The sequence below is a fragment of the Vibrio sp. N418 genome, assembly GCF_000222565.1.
Taxonomy (GTDB): Bacteria; Pseudomonadota; Gammaproteobacteria; order Enterobacterales; family Vibrionaceae; genus Vibrio; species Vibrio scophthalmi.
This window is the reverse complement of sequence record NZ_AFWD01000006.1, coordinates 75,176-92,011: the sequence shown is the minus strand read 5'-3', so window position 1 is coordinate 92,011 and position 16,836 is coordinate 75,176. Positions and strand designations below refer to the sequence as shown.

The window sequence follows — 16,836 nt, the reverse complement described above, 5'->3', positions numbered from 1 at the left end:
CAGTAATCTTCTAACGGTATTATTCAGGCTGAGAGGAAAAATCAGATAACGGTGCGTCATCGTCATTTTGCAATAAGATGCTAACGCGCTGTTCGGCGTCATTCAGTTTGCTTTGGCCTGCACGAGCTAAAGAGATGCCACGCTCAAATTTCTTCAGCGCATCATCCAGCGCTAAATCTCCATTTTCTAAGTCTTCAACGATGGTATCTAACTCGTCAATGGTCGCCTCAAAGGTCATATTTTCAGGTTTCTTGCTCGCCATAATATTTCTAGATTAGGAAAGATGCACGAAAGTTACCTTAGCCGCTAATGATGGTCAAATTTAACCGCGGAAAATTGTGGTAAAAATCGAGCTTAAACAGGGTTAATGTCGCATTAAAAACGGCTTATTACTGTTGGTGTTGAGTATCAATTTGGTTACAGAACGCTACTCGCGCAACAAAAGTAACCATTCATTTGGGGAGAATGTGAGTGTGATACCAATAAAAAGCTAAAGATTCACAACCGCAGCCGATATAATTCCAGAGAAAGTTTAAAAGGTTAGCATGAGGAGTGCTTTGTGGATTTAGCAACGCTAATTGGACTCATTGGCGGTTTCGCATTCGTTATTATGGCGATGCTACTAGGCGGAAGCCTAGGGATGTTCGTCGATACTACGTCTATCTTAATCGTAATTGGCGGTTCTTCTTTTATTGTGTTGATGAAGTTCACCGCGGGGCAATTCTTTGGCGCAGCAAAAATTGCTGGCAAAGCATTCATGTTTAAAACCGATGAGCCAGAAGATCTGATTGCTAAGATTGTCGAAATGGCGGATGCCGCGCGTAAAGGTGGTTTCTTAGCACTTGAAGAGATGGAAATTACCAACAGCTTCATGCAAAAAGGCATCGACTTACTGGTTGATGGCCATGATGCTGATGTGGTGCGTTCAGCACTGCAAAAAGATATCGCGTTAACGGACGAGCGTCATGAGAAAGGCACTAGCGTATTTAAAGCCTATGGTGATGTTGCCCCCGCGATGGGGATGATCGGAACCTTGGTGGGTCTTGTTGCGATGCTTTCCAACATGGACGACCCGAAGTCGATTGGTCCAGCAATGGCGGTGGCACTTTTAACCACACTCTACGGTGCGGTATTGTCTAACATGGTGTTCTTCCCGATTGCCGATAAATTGTCACTGCGTCGTGAACAAGAAAAACTCAATCGTCGTTTGATCATGGATGGCGTGCTGGCAATTCAAGATGGCCAAAACCCGCGCGTGATTGATAGCTACCTGAAAAATTACCTCAATGAAGGCAAACGAGCCATCGACGTGGACGGTTAGTAAGGAATCGCTATGGATGATGAGAACGACTGTAAATGTCCCCCACCGGGTGCCCCGTTATGGATGACGACATTTTCAGACTTAATGACGCTGCTAATGTGTTTCTTCGTACTGCTGTTGTCATTTTCAGAGATGGACGTACTGAAGTTTAAACAAATCGCGGGTTCGATGAAGTTCGCTTTCGGTGTACAGAATCGACTAGAAGTGAAAGATATTCCTAAAGGCACCAGCATTATCGCTCAGGAATTCCGCCCTGGTCGCCCAGAGCCTACGCCGATCGATGTGATTATGCAGCAGACCATCGACATTACTCAGCAGACGCTAGAGTTTCATGAAGGTGAGTCAGATCGTGCTGGTGGCACCCAACGTGAGAAAGGTAAATTGACCGGTGGTCAATCACCAGAAACGTCAACCAAAGACAATCAGAATACCGAATCAGATAAAGAACAATCGCAAGAATCTGAGATGTCGCAAGAGATGGAAACCTTGTCTGAAGCGCTGAAAAAAGCGTTAGAACGCGAGATCAAAGATGGTGCAATTGAAATCGAAAATCTCGGTCAACAGATTGTGATTCGAATTCGTGAGAAAGGGGCATTCCCAGCCGGTTCTGCGTTCTTGCAACCTAAGTTCCGTCCGTTGGTGCGTCAAGTGGCCGAGTTGGTCAAGGATGTTCCGGGGATCGTTCGCGTTTCAGGTCATACCGATAATCAACGTTTGGATTCGGAACTGTATCGTTCAAATTGGGATCTCTCCGCGCAGCGTGCGGTGTCTGTCGCGCAAGAGATGGAGAAGGTCCGTGGTTTTTCTCATCAGCGCTTGCGCGTTCGTGGCATGGCCGATACAGAACCGTTAGGGCCTAATGATACTGAACTACAACGTTCGAAAAACCGTCGGGTTGAGATCAGTATTATGCAAGGTGAACCGCTCTATAGCGATGAAGTTCCCGCTATCGGTCACTAATAAATGACTAAACTAAAAAGACGAGCAGCACGCTCGTCTTTTTTATGCTCTTTTCATCATGTATAATCCGCGCCCTTAGGATCTCTATACTGTGATGCTCGTGAATAAACGGCCGGTATATTGATGATGATTGCGAACAACTGTTAACCAGTGAAGTGAAGTATGAAATTTATTGTAAAACCTCATCCAGAAATTTTTGTAAAAAGTGAATCGGTGCGAAAACGCTTCACAAAGATTCTTGAAGGGAACATTCGCAACATTATCAGAAACCGTACTTCGGCTGTTGCGGTATTTAACCGTCGCGACCACATTGAAGTCACGTCAGAGAGCGATCAGTACTACAAAGAAGTACTAGAAATCCTGACACACACACCAGGCATTCATCATGTACTGGAAGTGAAGCAGTCAGAATTTACCGATTTACACAATATCTATGAGCAAGTGCTAGAACTAAGCGGCCCATTGGTAGAAAACAAAACGTTTGTGGTACGTGCTAAACGTCGTGGTCAACATGACTTTACCTCTATCGAACTAGAGCGTTATGTTGGTGGCGGTCTAAACCAAGCCGTTGCAACCGCAAAAGTGAAACTGAAATCGCCAGATGTGACGATTAAAGTAGAAGTAGATCACGATAAACTGAACCAGATCCTTGCGCGTCATAAAGGCCTAGGTGGTTTCCCTCTAGGGACACAAGAAGATCTATTGAGCTTGATTTCAGGTGGTTTCGACTCAGGCGTATCGAGCTACCTGCACATTAAACGTGGTTCAAAAGTGCATTACTGTTTCTTCAATCTTGGTGGCCCTGCACACGAGATTGGTGTTAAACAAGTCGCGCATTACCTATGGAACAAATATGGCTCATCAGCCAAAGTGCGTTTCATCTCAGTGGACTTTGATCCTGTTGTTGCTGAAATCCTTGAAAAAGTCGATGACGGCCAAATGGGCGTTATCCTGAAGCGCATGTTTATGCGTGCGGCAGGTATGATTGCTGAGAAGTATGATATTCAAGCGCTTGTGACAGGTGAAGCTCTAGGCCAAGTATCAAGCCAAACGCTAACCAACCTCCGTCATATTGATAACGTGACAGATACCTTGATTCTACGTCCTCTTATCAACTGGGATAAAGAAGACATCATCAACGTTGCGCGCGATATTGGTACCGAAGATTTTGCGAAAACGATGCCTGAATACTGTGGTGTTATTTCTAAAAAGCCAACAGTGAAAGCGGTGAAATCGAAGCTAGAAGCTGAAGAAGCGAAATTTGACTTTGATATCCTAGAGCGTGTTGTTCTTGAAGCGCGCAGCATGGATATCCGTGAAATTGCGAAACAGACGGAAGAAGCGGTTCCTGAAGTTGAGCAAGTTCAAGCGGTTGAAGAGAATGCTGTTGTGCTTGATATTCGTAGCCCAGATGAAGAAGACGAGAACCCACTTGAGATTGATGGTGTTGAAGTAAAACACCTACCGTTCTACAAGCTAGGCACTCAGTTTGGTGATCTTGACCAGAGCAAGACCTACCTTCTTTACTGTGAGCGCGGTGTAATGAGCCGCCTGCAAGCGCTTTACTTGCAAGAGCAAGGCTTTGCTAACGTGAAAGTTTACCGTCCATAGCCAGAGGCTAACGACGTTAGTGTTGATGCATGGTTAGCGCATCGATGACTGAGAATAAAGGCGCAAATCGTTGATTCGGTTTGCGCTTTTTTTTTGTGGGAATAGAGAAGAGAGCAAAGCGAGAGGTGAGAAAGCAAGAGGCGAGAGACGAGAAAAGAAAAGCGAGATTCCCTATCACGCTCGTGCCTCGCTGTAGGGAATGACGAGGCAGAGTTTTGTTAGGCCAATTACTTGTTGTGTTCATCTCTGTCATTCCCGATAGCCCGAAGGGCGCAGTCAGAAATCAAGATGCGAGAGATGAGAAAAGAAAAAAGAAAAGCGAGATTCCCTATCACGCTCGTGCCTCGCTGTAGGGAATGACGAGGCAGGGTTTTGTTAGGCCAATTACTTGTTGTGTTCATCTCTGTCATTCCCGATAGCCCGAAGGGCGTAGTCAGAAATCAAGATGCGAGAGACGAGAAAAGAGAAAAGAAAAGCGAGATTTCCTATCACGCTCGTGCCTCGTTGTAGGGAATGATGAGGTGGTTTTTTGTTTGGTTGTTAGCCAATAATATACGAATGTCGTCATTCCCTAGACTGACTAAGGAAGGAGCAGGGAATCTTTATGCTGAATGAGAGTATAGAAGCGAGAAAAGAGAGCCGAGAGCGAATTTTAGGCATAAAAAAACACCGCCTATAGGCGGTGCTAAAAAATTTGACAGACAGGTCAAAAAAATACAGGAAGTATACGTTTCGTCTCTGGGATTGATGAGACAAAACCATGGTAGAAATTCTACCTAACTCGAAATACGAGTTTGCAAACACAACATCGCAACAACAAAGCCAATTGATTTCAAAGAAACCAAGCCGTTCAGGCTTGTATTGCGAGACGAAATATAGAATTTCTCTGGTCGTCAGGCAATGGACATTTTATAATGTTTCAGATTAAAAAAACTAATCCAATTTATTGAAGGCGCCTATGTCCAGAAGATTACCCCCTTTGAACTCGTTGAAGGTATTTGAAGCCGCGGCTCGCCACTTGAGTTTTACTCGTGCGGCAGAGGAATTATTTGTGACGCAGGCAGCAGTTAGCCATCAAATCAAGGCGTTAGAAGAGTTTCTTAGCTTGAAGTTATTCCGCCGTCGTAACCGTTCATTGTTGTTGACCGAGGAAGGGCAAAGTTACTTTCTCGACATCAAAGACATTTTTACTTCATTAGCTGAAGCGACAGATAAAGTGCTTGAGCGCAGTGAAAAAGGCGCACTAACCATTAGTTTGCCGCCGAGTTTTGCGATTCAATGGTTGGTTCCTCGCTTAGCGGATTTTAATCAGCAAGAACCAGATATTGATGTACGCATTAAAGCCGTTGATATGGATGAAGGTTCATTAACTGATGATGTGGATGTGGCGATTTATTATGGACGAGGTAATTGGCCGGGATTACGTGCCGATAAACTTTACCAAGAGTTTCTTATCCCACTGTGTTCGCCGTCACTATTATTAGGCGCTAAGCCATTAGAAGAATTAGGTGATCTGAAAAACCATACCTTATTGCACGATACGTCACGTAAAGATTGGAAGCATTTTGCTAAATTTCATGGTGTTGAGGGCGTGAATTTAAATCATGGACCAATTTTTAGCCACTCAACCATGGTGCTACAGGCGGCGGCGCATGGCCAAGGTGTTGCGTTAGGCAATAACGTATTAGCGCAGCCCGAATTAGAAGCGGGTCGTTTGATTGCACCGTTTGATGAAGTATTGGTGTCAAAAAATGCATTTTATGTGGTCTGCAATGAGAAACAGGCTGATATGGGCCGAATTGCGACCTTCCGCGATTGGATGCTAGCGAAAGCACACAGCGAGCAAGAGGAATTATTGGAAGATGACGAATAAGGTAATTATTGATGGCGCTGAGAATGCGCCGCTGTTCATTTTTGCCCATGGCGCCGGAGCGGGAATGGATCACGCCTTCATGCAACAAGTCGCCACGGGGCTGGTTGAGAAAGGCATTCGCGTAGTACGCTTTAATTTTCCTTATATGGTGCAACGCGCTGAATTCGGTACCAAACGCCCACCCGATCGCGCGCCTAAATTACTCGAAACGTTTGAGCAGATCATCGCACAATACACCGATAAACCGGTAGTGATTGGCGGTAAGTCGATGGGCGGGCGCATGGCTAGCTTATTGAGCGAGCATCCTTTGGTTGCGGGTATTGCTTGTTTAGGCTTCCCTTTCCACCCTCCTGGTAAACCCGAAAAATTTAAAGGTGAACACTTAGCGACGTTGAACAAGCCTTGTCTTATTCTCCAAGGTGAACGTGACACTTTTGGAACTCGTGATGAGCTTGAACAGTTTGATTTAGCCCCGAGTGTACGCAGTAGCTTTATTCCTGATGGTGATCATGGCTTCAAGCCGCGTAAACGATCGGGGTTTACTGAGCAGGGGAATATTGATTTAGCGGTTGAAAGATTGAGTCAGTATATTTTTGAACTCTACGATACGGCTGAGGAGTAGTATGAAAGCGAATAATGTGCTGGCGGCAGGGGGACTATTAGCAGGCATTGGTGTTGCGTTAGGGGCATTTGCTTCGCACGGCTTAAAAGCAATGTTGTCGCCCTATCTACTTGAAGTCTTTAACATTGGTGTCCAATATCAATTTATCCATGCATTGGCGATCATTGCTTGTGGCATCCTAATGACGAACAAAGTCAGTGCAAAAGCTCAAAAGTATTTTTTCATCGCCGCGATTTGCTTTATTATCGGCATCTTTTGTTTTAGCGGCAGCCTTTATGCCTTAGCGCTAAGTGGAATTAAATGGTTTGGACCAATTACTCCGCTAGGTGGCATGACCTTTATGTTAGGTTGGGCTTTGTTCGTCTATGCAGCACTACAGAACAACAGAGGTGAGTAAGTGAAACAACTAATGCTCTATTGCCGTCCTGGCTTTGAGAAAGAGTGTGCGGGTGAAATTCAAGATCGAGCGAGTTCGCTGGAAGTGTTCGGTTTTCCGCGCGTTCAAAAAAACTCTGGATTCGTGTTGTTTGAGTGTTACCAACAAGGTGATGCAGCTAAGCTAGTGAAGTCGTTAGATTTCAAATCGCTGATCTTTGCTCGCCAAATGTTTGCCGTTGCTGTTGAACTGACCGACTTGCCACGTGAAGACCGTATTTCGCCAATTCTGCACGAACTGAGCGAAGCGGATGGCATGCCAATGTGTGGTGATCTACGCATTGAAACACCGGATACTAATGAAGCGAAAGAGCTGCTCAAGTTCTGCCGTAAGTTTACCGTGCCAATGCGCCAAGCATTGCGTGGTAAAGGTATTTTGTTTAATAAAGATAACCCGAAGAAACCGGTATTGCATATCTGTTTCGTTGAGCCGGGTCATTGCTATATTGGTTACTCACTGCCGATTAATAACTCACAGTTCTTCATGGGCATTCCTCGTCTGAAATTCCCAGCAGATGCGCCGAGTCGCTCAACGTTGAAACTGGAAGAAGCGTTTCACGTATTTATTCCTCGCGAAGAGTGGGATGAGCGTTTGGCTTCTGGTATGTGGGGTGTCGATCTGGGTGCATGCCCAGGCGGTTGGACTTACCAACTTGTGAAACGTTCAATGTTCGTTCACTCAGTGGACAACGGTCTGATGGCGCAAAGCCTGATGGATACTGGTCAAGTGAAACATCACCAAGAAGATGGCTTTAAGTTTGAGCCACCACGTAAGAACGTGACTTGGCTGGTATGTGACATGATTGAAAAACCATCACGCGTGGCGCAATTGATGGGTGAATGGATCATTAGTGGCTGGGCAAAAGAGGCGATTTTTAACCTTAAACTGCCAATGAAAGGTCGTTACGACGAAGTACTGCAAGATATCGAAAACCTTAAAGTATTCCTAATTAAAAACGACGTGAAGTTTAAGCTGCAAGCGAAACATCTTTACCATGATCGTGAAGAAATCACTGTTCATGTACAGAGCTTGTCGAACATCTCGCCTTACTAAACCAAGCGCTATCTCAACTATGCGTTGAGTATGTATGGTCAATTAAAAAGCTCCCAATGGGAGCTTTTTTTGTTTTTCTGCTGGGTTTTGCGTTCGTGTTGTCGGCGGCCTGCAGCAATCAGAGCAACAATCACAGTAACATCAAGTTATGCTTGATTCGGTCCTTCGTAGCGTAAGTCTTGCAGGTTAAAACCTAACTCAATATCGGTTTTTAACTGCGCAACTTGGCGGCAAGTTCGCGCCATTTCGATATGTTCATCAAACTTTTTACGGTACTTTTTCACCAGTTCGTCAGCGCTATAAGCCTGCTCAATGGTCTCAAATTGCGTTAAGATCTCTTTGGCTGCTTTTGGTCCGATACCAGGGATCCCTGGAACTTGGCTAGAACTGACGCCAGTTAATCCCCAATAATCGGCCAATTGACTTGGCTTCACGCCAAACTCTTTTTCTATAAAAGGTGCATCTAACCAGCGATGCTGGAAGTAGTCACGAATTTGCAGCGTTGGGGAAAGCAACTGACAGTAGCCTTTATCGGTGGATATGATGGTGACTTTCTCGTTGTGGCTTGCGACCTTAATCGCCAAGGTTGCCACCAAATCGTCAGCTTCATCACCATCAGAGAGTAGCGAATCAATGCCCATTTTCCACCATGCGTCTTGAATCGCGTCAAGCCCTTTGAGTAACGGCTCTGGCATGGGTTTACGGTTTTGTTTGTATTCGGGCAGAATTTCCGCGCGCCAACCGCGTTCTTGCAGGTGATGATCGAACACCGCGACGATGTGTGTCGGTTGCGCTTCATTGATAATACGGGTGAGGGTTCGCCCTGTGGTTTCTATCGTTCTTGCAATGTCGGTAGGATCGGGCTGTACAGAGTGTACGCGGCGAATCAGGTTTAGAGCATCGATAATGACAAGATGAATAGACATAAGCGTTTAAAAAGTAAGGGCCTCAAGGCCCTTATTGTAAATGAAGTGGGGGATAAAGCCAGTCAGAGACGGCGATATCCCAATGTATCAATGACTATTTTGAATCGGTTGAGATTCGATAGCATGGCTCGTAAGCGGTATTGCCAGGGAGTTTCATGCGGTGCTGGGTGACGAAGTCTTTTAGTAATAAGTCCATTTTCTTCATCAGTTCTCTATCGCCGTCTAAGATGAATGGCCCGTGACGTTCTATTTCACGGATACCTTCTGCTTTTACGTTACCTGCAACAATACCAGAGAAGGCTTGGCGCAGTGCCGCAGCCAAGTTTTCTGGGCGTTGATTGAGATGTAAATCAAGACTGGCCATGTTTTCATGGGTCGGATCGAACGGTAACTGGAATTCCGGTTCAATTTTTAGTGACCAGTTAAAGCTATAAGCATCGCCGGTATCTTTACGATGTTGACGGACTTGATCCATACTTTGCTTCATGATTTTGGCCACTTTAGCCGGATCATCAATTACGATTTGGTAATGTTTTTGCGCCGCTTTACCTAAAGTGTCACCAATAAATTGGTCGATTGAGCGGAAGTAAGCTTCGCTCTCTTTAGGGCCAGTGAGTACGATTGGCAGCGGTTGTTCTGCGTTCTCTGGGTGCATCATGATACCCAAGATATACAACAGTTCTTCTGCTGTGCCTGGGCCGCCAGGGAAGATCACAATACCATGTGCCATACGTACAAACGCTTCAAGGCGTTTTTCAATATCGGGCATGATCACCAATTCATTCACGATTGGGTTTGGCGGCTCTGCAGCAATAATTGAAGGTTCTGTTAAACCAAGATAGCGTTGCGAGGTATAACGTTGTTTGGCATGACCAATCGCGGCGCCTTTCATCGGCCCTTCCATCGCACCCGGTCCACAACCGGTACAGATATTCAGTTCACGCAACCCCATTTCGTTACCCACTTCACGGGTGTACTGATATTCGGTAGGGTTAATGGAGTGGCCGCCCCAGCACACCACCATATTTGGCTCAAGGCCTGGGGTCAGGGTGCCTGCATTACGTAAAATACCAAACACCAAGTTGGTGATATGGGTGGCATTGGTTAAGTTTAAGCGTTGGTTGTCAGCCAAATGCATGTTGACGTAGACAATGTCACGTAGCACCGAGAACAGGTGTTCTTGGATGCCTTTGATAATTTGTCCATCGACGAAAGCATGCTCAGGTGGATTGGTTAATTCGAGCTTGATGCCACGCTCACGACGCATCACGTTAACATCAAACGATTTGTGCTTTTCGAGCAGCTCTTTTGAGTTGTCGGTGTGGCTGCCTGAGTTAAGCACGGCTAGCGTACAGTTGCGATAGAGTTGGTAAAGATCACTGGATGCCGTTTTTTTAAGGCGCTCAACTTCAAGTTGAGAAAGTAAATCCATACTACCCGCTGGGCTGATGTGGGTGATCATAGTGACCTCCTTGAAATAATGATCGATCGCTGCTTTGTGGCGAGCGAGTCCTTAGCAAGCCTGAGTGGCAAAATACGGTGGTGTATGCAGAGACTCGATAACATGACCGTATTTTTGAGCTTAGCACTGTTAGCGTAAGAATAAAGACTAACCAATTGATATCAATACATCTATCACGCTTAGCGTACGATAATTGACTTGGGAGAGAGTGTGAGAAATAAAAAAGCCGCTTGGTGATAACTCAAAGCGGCTTTATTGATTAACGGTTTTATTTGTCGCGGTTATTTCCACACCAATTGATTAGTGCCCACCTTTTTGCTTTCTTGCAACTGTACTCGCAGTCGTTCCAGAACTTCTTCCGGTGTGTCGGATTCTTTAAAAACGGTACTGACGGCTGTAAGCGTAATGCTTAAGCTTTGTTCGCGGAATTTGAAAGGCAAACGCGCCACTTGAGCTTGAATGGCTTTGACCAGCTCGAGACTCTCAGGATCGGCACGTTCTGGCATGATCACCAAGAACTCTTCACCAGAATAGCGCGCGATAATATCGGCATCGGTTAACTCGGCTTTGATACAGCGGGCAATGATCTTCAGTGCTTTATCACCGGCGGTATAACCAAAACTGTCGTTAACTGATTTGAAGCCATCAATATCGAAGTGCACTAAACGCAGATTATGTTGATTGCGGATCCAGCGACGATATTCAATTTCCATTTTCTCATTGAACGCAGAGCGGTTCAGCACGCGAGTCAGTGGGTCTTGTTGGATACGTTCCGCTTGATCTTCCAAGCGACGACGGTGGTCTTGGGCGGTTTCTGATAACGACTCCAATTGACCATGACCAAACTTCATACGCTCAAGCAGTGCTTTTTCGCGGCTTTCAGCATGCTTCAAACGCTCAGAAAGTGAAGATAGTTGATCCAACAATGGGGATAAATTTTGCTGCGCGGCCTCAAGTGATTGAGCCCCTTGTAAAACCGAGTAGCTGTTTGTAATCAAGGATTGCAATTCTTTACCATGCTCAACACGCTGATCAAAATAACTGATGCTTTGGTCGGTAATTTGCGCGGAGCTTTTTAAAGAACTGGAGATGGATTCGTTAACTTGATTGAGAAACTGCTGCGAGGTTTTACGTTCAAAGTCGGTGCCTTGAATGACCAACTTTAGTATGTGTAAGGTTTCTTCAAGTAGTACCTGAGTGTTGACGCCCAGTAGTAATTTGGCACGAATATCATTCAGTAACTCACCTGACTCCCCAGTAAAATCTAGTTCCGTAATCAGATTTTGTAGCTCTTCGTTGAGTTTGTTGAGTAACTCTTTTTCGCCATCGCTACTCGGTAAAGAGGCACTACTATCAGGGTTCGTGGTGAGGATTTTGAGCGAGCGTTCATAGATAGTAAGCAACTTGATTGCTTGCTCTGAACGAGAGGTTGGGTTACTGGCACAGAAGCTCAATAAATCACGCAGATCTCGTTTGATTTTCGATGGGATACCAGCGACCCGTAATAGGGTTTCACCAGCATGTTTCACTTGTGAATCAAGCTGTTTTTTCTGTTTATCCATAACCACTGTGTGTTGTTTTATTAAACGTTCTAATATCACCAATTTAGGAATTAGCGAGCTAATATCTTTCTGTTTTTCAATCGCCACTTTTAGCTCGAGCAAGCTCGTGAGTAATCGTGGATCGTTGGTGCAACAGGCGTCACTCAAAGAGGTGACGACACGCTGTAAAACCTGCTGCTCTCGTTTAAACTTGAACGAGCTATCTCTTTGTGTCAATCGAACTTGTTCCAATTGAGACTTCAGATTGTGTAACTGCGACTGAATATCTTGTTCGAGTGCACCCATGTAGATCTAAACTTTATGATTACGTGATCTAAAAAGATCTTATTAATTAATTTATTGATAATAACAAATTAATTTCGTTCGTCACGGCTTGTCACCGCGGAACGGCACGGTTTTACTCATCTTTTAATATTTTTTTTGAGGCTCTCCTCATTATTGTAAGAAGAGTGTACCTTTATTAGCCCTTGGTTAATTGCGTGCTTACAGGCTTTGCGTACGTTACCGGTTGCTAGACTGGCTGCAGGGGCATTTTCAATCGCTTTCAAATAAACCCATTGGCTCGTCTGTTCTTGCATACTGATCGTGCGCGCAACTCCTGTTGCCATTAACAGGATGTCCAACAACTCTTTATCGTTAAGTGCGGTATAGGCACGAGGAAGAAATGGGTAATCTACCATCCCGACACGTACAACTCGGTTAAGGGAGCGCTCAGGTTGGAACTGGTCGACCCATTGTTGAATCTTTTCAACTAATTCTGTTGGGTCACTATTGCGATTAGTGTTGGGCTCGATATAAAGCAAATTAGCATCTGAAAAATGGTAGATGCGCGCTGGAGACGTGATCTCTTTACGCAGGTAACGGCCAAACTCTTTTTCCAATTTTAAGCCTTCACTGTAGCCGTGTTGCATGTGTAGATTACGTAGAAAGGGAACGTCGATCATCACAAAACGTAGACGGTCATTAAGTGGCTCGTGGATCAGTTCGCCGATATGCCATTTTTCAAATTGACCGCTGCTGGCTTCCAAAGAAGCGGCTAACTTGGCATTTAGCATACGTAAGTTGCGTAACCCTGAGCGAGAGTGGGTGAATAGGTTTTGATTTAACTTGTCGATCTCCGCTTTTTGCAGTTTGAGGATATGCCCGCGACGCAAAAGGAAGGTAAATAGAATTGAGCTGATAATAAACAACCCAAAAGCGATTTTCTGGAATTTTCGATACTCAGTTTCAGCGTGATCGAGCTCTTGCTGTTGACCACTCATGTGAATCGAACGTTCAACAAAATCCTTTTGCTGACGGAAAGCATCCTCACTGATGATGTCGAGCTCTCTTTGTTCAATAGTGGCAAACTTACTGTACTGTTTGAAGTATTTCAACGCCGTTTGATATTGTTTGTTGAGCTCGTAGCCATGATAAATCAAGCTGTAGGCGTTTTTCTGTAGTGCAACATTATTGAGCTGAGTACCAATTTCTAACGCTTTTTTGGCATTGTCGATGGTTTGTTGACCTAGTCCTTGGTGCGAGGCTAAGCCCGATTTTAGTAAGTAAGCGTAAGCCTGCAGTTTAGGCGCATCTGTGTCTACTAACAGTTCTTCAGCACGCTCTAGATATTGTTCTGCTAGGGTAAAGTTAACCAGCTTTAGGTAGGTCGCGGCTAATGAAATACGAATATCGATCTCATTGATAACGTTGTTCTGCGTACGTTCATGATCCATCGCATTGAAGAGCTGGACCAGTGCGAGATTGTACTTACCTTGCTGGTAATAGATGTCACCCATCATTTTCAATACTGATGGCAGTACCGGCGAGTTTTGGTAGTTATCGTAAAAATCGGCGGCTTGGGATAGATGGACAATGGCTTTATCCAGTACACGGCGGTCATAAAACAGTGCACCTAAGCGATAGTTTACTTTGCCCAGTTGTGCGCTTGAATCTTCTTCAATCGCTTTCCAGTAGGCAATTAAAAACTCTGATAGCGCTTTATTGTATTGCTTGTGGGCAAGGTAGTGCTCGCCGACGGTAATGTGGTAGTTTATCAGCGTGTAGGTCGATTTGATCTGATTAACATACGGTGTAAGCTGAGCAAAAAGTTGATTCGCTAACTCGACTTCCCCTTCTTTAGAGGCGATCTCTGCCTTGAGCATGACGTGCTGATATTTCAGCCCTTTTGCTAATTGCTCCGGGCTTTTGATCGATTTATATACGTCGCTGACTTGATGCAGTTGTTCACGCGCTTTAATGCCATCACCGGAATACAACCAAGCTAAACGGATCTGTTGCAGTTCGACATCAAGGCCAAGATAGGGCAGGTGATAGAGTTTGGCTAACGCTTTAGCTTCATCGAGATGAGCCAATGCCAGTTTTGGGTTGCCAAGATTGAATTCGGCGTCAGCTAAAATTTTTAGGGCGTCGATGGAAGCCCCTGGGCTGCGGACGCGGTTATCGGCTTCATCACGTGAAATAGCGGAAGGGCTTTTTTCCGCGTTATTAGTCAGTGTGCGCTGGGTGAGAAAGTCCAATGCGAGTTGCCGAGCTTGCTTTGGAACAATATCAATCAGGCTATTGGCTTCATTTAATATCGGCGAAGTGTACACCGGTGTCGCAAAGCTCACCGGTGACAATAATAAAAGCAATAAGCAGAGCCAACGCTCCCAGCGCAAAGTATGCATCCTAAAAACTATCCTTATTGACGAGCCATACGCTGATTATGGTTAGGCTGTGCTTGCTCTGTCGAACGGTAAGGGTTGATATCTAAACCACCTCGACGAGTGTAACGCGCGTAAACAGTCAACTTTTCTGGCTGACAATAGGTCATGATGTCAGTAAAGATGCGTTCAACACACTGCTCGTGAAACTCGTTATGTTCACGAAACGAAACGATGTATCGTAACAGAGCTTCACGGTTAATTTTTTGACCGTGATATTGAATTTCGACACTGCCCCAGTCCGGTTGGTTGGTAATTAGGCAATTTGATTTCAATAAATGGCTATGCAGTGATTCGGTGACAATCTCTTGTTCCGCAGCACCCTCAAGTAAGCTTGCGTCAAACTCATAATGCGTGATTTCTATATCTTGATGATCAATGCACTCACCTGCCATCGTGACGATAACCGTGTCGGTGTAATCTTCGACTGAGCGCAGTGTTACGCTGACGGTTTCACCAGCGCAGTGAGAGAGATCTTTGATCAATGTTGCTTCGACATCATCCCAGCAAGTAAAGCGCGTTTGGTTCAAGCTATTAAGGTAAAGTTTAAAGGACTTTGATTCGATCAAGTTTGCGCTAGTGGCGGGAATGCTCACATCACCCACCGCAACTTGAGGTAATCCTTTGTCGTTCAACCAAGAGAGTTCATACAAGGTCCAAATGTCGCAACCATGAAAAGGGAGCGTGTCACCCAGTTCAAGATCATCACGGTTTAGGCTACGTGGTACAGGCTGAAGTAGCGATGGGTTGTAGAGACTTGCGTACTCAGTCTTTTGGCCTAGTGTTAACCCGGCGAGCTCTTTAGCGTTGGAATATTTACTCATACTTTGGATCGATTTGGATTAGAATTACGGGAATTTTACGCAATCTCGCACCCAGTGTCATTAAATTGGAGAACCGAATGGCTGACAACGTTTTGCATGCCTTACGCACATTCAGTGAAAAATACCGCTCAGCCTTCCAAGAGCAACACGGCTCATTGCCAATCAGTGAAGAATTGGCCGACCTCGTTTCCCCTTGTGTTGAACAAAAACGCGCAGATAGCGTTGAGTGGCAAGCGTTTTCTCGCGATGAGTTTGCTGATTTCACTAATGTGGAACAAGGCATTGAATTGACATTGCATGACGATATTAAACATTTTTATGGCAGCCAATACAGTGCCGACATGGATGCAAGCTGGAATGGTAATGGTTTGTCACTGTTGCAAGTTTGGAATGATGAAGATTTTGTTCGCCTACAAGAGAACATTCTTGGCCACTTGGTGACGCAACGTCGTTTAAAACTTAAGCCAACGGTATTTATTGCGGCGACAGACGCGGAGCTTGATGTGATCTCCATTTGTAACCTCACCGGCAATGTCGTGCTTGAGCGCCTAGGCACCGATAAGCGTGATGTTTTGGCCGAGAATGTGGCTGAATTCTTAAATCACTTAGAGCCTGCGGTGTAACCATGTACGTTGTTGAACTTCAATTTGAGTGTTTTGATAACACCACCATTAGTGCCGTAGACAAAGCCATCAATGGTTTGATGGATGCGTTACGTTACAACGGCCAAGTGCTTGGTCGCGAATTCCCGATTGTGATGGGGGATGGCGAGTTTTATGTGCGTGTTGTCTGTCCTGAAAAACAGAGCTTACATCCTAATAACCATTCTGACTTTGTTAAAGTGTGCATGAACCGTTTAGCGGAGGCGAGCTTACTGGCACCCAAAATGCGTATGCTGGGGCGTGACTTAAATTCAGAAGAAGCAGCAGAAGAAGAGACGCCAAGTTGGCAAGTGCTCTACACCACTTACGTTCATACGTGCTCACCACTGCGCAGCGGTGAAACCTTGTTGCCAATCCCTCTGTACCGTAATGGACCAACTTTGAATGGCGATCATAAAGCGGTAGTGAAATGGCAAACAGAGTGGCAAGCGTGTGATGAATTGCAAATGGCGGGCGGTTGCCGCGCTGAACATGCCGCGCTGCATGAAATTTGCGACACCGACAGCGTATTATTCCGCCGTGGTTGGGATTTGCGTGGTCGGATTGAGTTTTTGACCACCATTCCGACGTATTACTATCAATACCGCGTTGGTGGTGCGAGCTTAGCGGAAGAAAAGAGCCGCAAGTGCCCGAAATGTGGTGGGGAGTGGCTGTTGGACGCGCCGTTACACGATATTTTCTACTTCAAGTGCGATGATTGCCGAATCGTCTCTAATATCTCGTGGGATCACATTAAGTAGCGCATATTAAATTGCAAGTGAGCAACGATAAGCAAGTTATCGTTTAGATGAAATAAAAGACCCGCCGGACGAGCCCATA

The 16,836-nt window shown here is 45.3% G+C and carries 15 protein-coding genes; 9 read left to right on the top strand and 6 right to left on the bottom strand.

What is annotated here, in order from left to right; translation table 11 throughout:
- Positions 1–19: 19 nt before the first annotated feature.
- The gene (gene xseB, locus RH86_RS01575) at positions 20–262 is read right to left on the bottom strand and encodes an exodeoxyribonuclease VII small subunit (protein ID WP_005598985.1); all 243 of its coding nucleotides are present in this window, start codon (positions 260–262) and stop codon (positions 20–22) included.
- 297 nt (positions 263–559) lie between these two features.
- Between xseB and pomA the strand changes: the two genes are divergently transcribed.
- The 7 genes from pomA to rlmM all read left to right on the top strand — a co-directional run bounded on the left by pomA (position 560) and on the right by rlmM (position 7,876).
- Positions 560–1,321 (top strand): flagellar motor protein PomA, encoded by a 762-nt coding sequence (gene pomA / locus RH86_RS01570; protein WP_005598983.1) that lies wholly within the window; start codon positions 560–562, stop codon positions 1,319–1,321.
- Between the two features lie 12 nt (positions 1,322–1,333).
- Positions 1,334–2,281: a flagellar motor protein MotB gene (locus RH86_RS01565; RefSeq protein ID WP_009384540.1), complete on the top strand. Its 948-nt coding sequence runs from the start codon at positions 1,334–1,336 to the stop codon at positions 2,279–2,281.
- A 162-nt stretch (positions 2,282–2,443) separates the two neighbouring features.
- Entirely contained in the window at positions 2,444–3,892 is a 1,449-nt protein-coding gene (gene thiI / locus RH86_RS01560) for a tRNA uracil 4-sulfurtransferase ThiI (RefSeq protein ID WP_009384538.1), read from the top strand.
- Between the two features lie 958 nt (positions 3,893–4,850).
- Positions 4,851–5,765: a transcriptional regulator GcvA gene (locus RH86_RS01555; protein ID WP_005598972.1), complete on the top strand. Its 915-nt coding sequence runs from the start codon at positions 4,851–4,853 to the stop codon at positions 5,763–5,765.
- Positions 5,755–6,387 carry an alpha/beta fold hydrolase gene (locus tag RH86_RS01550; protein WP_009384536.1) on the top strand — a complete coding sequence of 211 codons (633 nt, stop codon included), beginning with the start codon at positions 5,755–5,757 and terminating at the stop codon, positions 6,385–6,387. Before RH86_RS01555 ends, RH86_RS01550 begins: the two co-directional genes overlap by 11 nt.
- A 1-nt stretch (position 6,388) precedes the next feature.
- Positions 6,389–6,784 (top strand): DUF423 domain-containing protein, encoded by a 396-nt coding sequence (locus tag RH86_RS01545; RefSeq protein ID WP_005598968.1) that lies wholly within the window; start codon positions 6,389–6,391, stop codon positions 6,782–6,784.
- Entirely contained in the window at positions 6,785–7,876 is a 1,092-nt protein-coding gene (gene rlmM, locus RH86_RS01540) for a 23S rRNA (cytidine(2498)-2'-O)-methyltransferase RlmM (RefSeq protein WP_009384534.1), read from the top strand.
- A 146-nt stretch (positions 7,877–8,022) separates the two neighbouring features.
- Here rlmM and xni read toward each other — a convergent pair whose 3' ends face one another.
- The 5 genes from xni to queF form a co-directional block, all read right to left on the bottom strand.
- Complete coding sequence (gene xni, locus RH86_RS01535) at positions 8,023–8,802, bottom strand: flap endonuclease Xni (RefSeq protein ID WP_005598964.1); 780 nt, start codon at positions 8,800–8,802, stop codon at positions 8,023–8,025.
- Positions 8,803–8,896: 94 nt separating this feature from the next.
- Entirely contained in the window at positions 8,897–10,264 is a 1,368-nt protein-coding gene (gene ppnN / locus RH86_RS01530; RefSeq protein WP_009384533.1) for a nucleotide 5'-monophosphate nucleosidase PpnN, read from the bottom strand.
- A 281-nt stretch (positions 10,265–10,545) separates the two neighbouring features.
- On the bottom strand, positions 10,546–12,111 hold the full coding sequence (locus RH86_RS01525) for a diguanylate cyclase (RefSeq protein WP_009384532.1): 1,566 nt from the start codon (positions 12,109–12,111) through the stop codon (positions 10,546–10,548).
- A 116-nt stretch (positions 12,112–12,227) separates the two neighbouring features.
- Positions 12,228–14,495, bottom strand: coding sequence for a tetratricopeptide repeat protein (locus tag RH86_RS01520; protein WP_009384531.1), 2,268 nt, complete (start codon positions 14,493–14,495; stop codon positions 12,228–12,230).
- Between the two features lie 14 nt (positions 14,496–14,509).
- Positions 14,510–15,355 (bottom strand): NADPH-dependent 7-cyano-7-deazaguanine reductase QueF, encoded by an 846-nt coding sequence (gene queF / locus RH86_RS01515; protein WP_009384530.1) that lies wholly within the window; start codon positions 15,353–15,355, stop codon positions 14,510–14,512.
- Positions 15,356–15,432: 77 nt separating this feature from the next.
- On the opposite strand from queF, the gene syd reads away from it, so the two are divergent.
- Both syd and RH86_RS01505 read left to right on the top strand, forming a co-directional pair.
- Positions 15,433–15,978 (top strand): SecY-interacting protein, encoded by a 546-nt coding sequence (gene syd / locus RH86_RS01510; RefSeq protein ID WP_009384529.1) that lies wholly within the window; start codon positions 15,433–15,435, stop codon positions 15,976–15,978.
- Positions 15,979–15,980: 2 nt separating this feature from the next.
- Positions 15,981–16,757 (top strand): Zn-ribbon-containing protein, encoded by a 777-nt coding sequence (locus RH86_RS01505; RefSeq protein ID WP_009384528.1) that lies wholly within the window; start codon positions 15,981–15,983, stop codon positions 16,755–16,757.
- Positions 16,758–16,836 lie beyond the last annotated feature (79 nt).